The following is a 2,277-nucleotide window of genomic DNA, read 5'->3' on the forward strand; positions in this document are numbered from 1 at the left end:
CATCGCATTGAACATCTCACGGTTACTTCGTTTCGAAGGACGACCGGTTGTGTACGGTGGGAAGAACCCTTCAATTTGTTTCCACTGTTCATCTGTTAATTCGTAACGACTTGGCGCCATTTCATCCACCTCAATTTCTTGTTTTCATTATTGTACCATGAGGTGAAATAGTTTTTAGACAGAACCTAGTGCTTCAACAATTTCTGTTGTAAACTGATTCATAGGGAAGACCTCTTTTCTAGGATTGGTTGTGGTGACTTAATTCTACCAAGAAAGGGTCTTCCTTTTTACATGGAATTTTTCATTTACACAAAATATTTTATACTCTCTGAACAGACAGTTAGAGGACAAGTTGATTTTATTGTTATTAAATTCATTATTAATGTTTTTTAATGAATTGTAAAATTTTAGGTTATTTAAAGGGTTTCTTTTAATTGTACTTGAATGCTATCCTCGAGGAGGTGAGATACATATGGCAAAATTTATCGTTAATACTGGTCCAGAGAAAGAAGTTCATCGCACTGCCAATACGGTTGCAGCATGTAAGATGTCTGAAATTAGCAATGAAAATAGAATCGATACAGACGAGGACTACACTGTAAAATACCCAGCTGTATATGATGGTTGCGGGCATTGCTACAAAGAAAAGCATCGAACATTTCTTACTAGCATAGTTTAATTACTCAACTTTCGCACCCGGAAATGTCTAGGCATCGCTTGAAATAACTAGGTAAAGCGGCTAACCATTTCGTCATTTGACTTTTAAAAATGTCCACGCTGAAAACAACTTCCGATTTCGCTAAATTTCGGAAGAGGTCAATTAGGGATTGTAAGGCTGTCACAAAATCAATGTCCTGAATATCTTCTCCTAGTTCATAAAATAGGTTGCCGAATGTCTTGGGATCGGCTTCCTTTCGCATCTGCCAAGCAATCAAGATGTAGCGTGTAAAGACAATCGTTGTATGGCTAATCAGTGCGTCATACGAGCGGCATTGGAACTCTTTCCCTAAGTTCAATAACGATTTATTGCACTTAAAGAACACTTCGATGTCCCAGCGCATGCCATAAATACGGATAATTTCTTCGTGATCAAGCGTTGTATCGGTGCTCAAAATGGCCAACCATTCGCTACGCTTATTGCGATTGCGGACGAATAGGATTTTGACAGGGATACCATTACCAAGCTTGACGTGAATGGCGCCTAATACATCCTTTTTGCCCATGGCAGGCTTGGCTTTTTGGTACAGCTCTTTCAGGGGACAGCTGCTTACCATTGTACTCGTAGCGCTGTTTCAACGGCTTAACCATGCCAATGACATCCAGCCCTTTCTTCGTGATGGCTTGGATTAAAGGGGCTTGTGTAAACCATGAATCCATAAGGACATAATCCGCCAGTATCCCTTGATTTAAAGCGTGATCGAGTAAGGAAGACACGACTTCTGGCTTCTTTTGCATCGCTTCCACACGACGTTTATAGCCAGACGTTCGCCAATAGTTCCACCGCTTTACTGCGATTGCGTGAATAAACGGAATCATCAATCACGAAGGCTGTCACACGTTTTTCAGCGGTTAAGGGCTTGATAAGACACACTATCTCGCTACTAAGAGATAGTAAAAAGCGACGCCAGTTATACGTAGGCATCTTTAAAAACCGATAAACCGTATCCTTACACGGTAAATCCACGGCTTTCGTACTCGTAAATGCACGAAACCAATTCGGATATTGGAATACCAGTAAAAAAATCAATTGAAAGACAGCGAGACAATAATAGCCAGAAAGCTTGGTAATATGGGCTTTTCTTAGATGATAGCCAATATTTAGTTCAGAAAAGCCTTGTTTAATTTCTTTTGGTAATTGCGCAAAGTACCCTTTATTCGTTATCATAGAGAGACACCTTTCTTTCTTTGTGGTATTGGTTTAGTCACCATTAGTGTACCAAAAGAAGGGGCGTCTTTTTTCGTTGTTTTCAAACTTTTTTGTGAAAGTCAAATCGAGATCGAATCGAGTATTCAGCTAGCAGGGGCAAGAGCTAGAAGTAGAAATCTTACTGCGAAAGTTGAGTTATTAATAATTACAAAAAAAGTAATTAACAAACGTCTATAGAACTATTTAATTGTAATTAAAGATGTTAAAATGATTAAGGTGAATTTAGATGTAGTATAGATTTATGGACACAACTTGGTTAAGTCAATACAATTGAATTAACGAAAGGTCGTGTCCGAAAAATGAATCAAAAACGTTATAACCAAGAATTTAAACAAACAGTCGTGGAACTA

The 2,277-nt window shown here is 38.6% G+C and carries 1 protein-coding gene and 2 pseudogenes; 1 reads left to right on the forward strand and 2 read right to left on the reverse strand.

Features of this window, described 5'->3' with window-relative positions; translation table 11 throughout:
• Nucleotides 1-120: pseudogene (locus tag DDE80_RS15820) on the reverse strand (IS5-like element ISLpl3 family transposase); the annotation flags it as partial.
• Between the two features lie 352 nt (nt 121-472).
• Between DDE80_RS15820 and DDE80_RS14200 the strand changes: the two are divergent.
• Complete coding sequence (locus DDE80_RS14200) at nt 473-679, forward strand: hypothetical protein (protein WP_108308589.1); 207 nt, start codon at nt 473-475, stop codon at nt 677-679.
• A 4-nt stretch (nt 680-683) separates the two neighbouring features.
• Here DDE80_RS14200 and DDE80_RS14205 read toward each other — a convergent pair.
• Nucleotides 684-1,885, reverse strand: a pseudogene (locus DDE80_RS14205) (IS4 family transposase).
• Between the last annotated feature and the right edge of the window lie 392 nt (nt 1,886-2,277).

This window comes from Metalysinibacillus jejuensis (assembly GCF_003057615.1).
Classification (GTDB): Bacteria; Bacillota; Bacilli; order Bacillales_A; family Planococcaceae; genus Metalysinibacillus; species Metalysinibacillus jejuensis.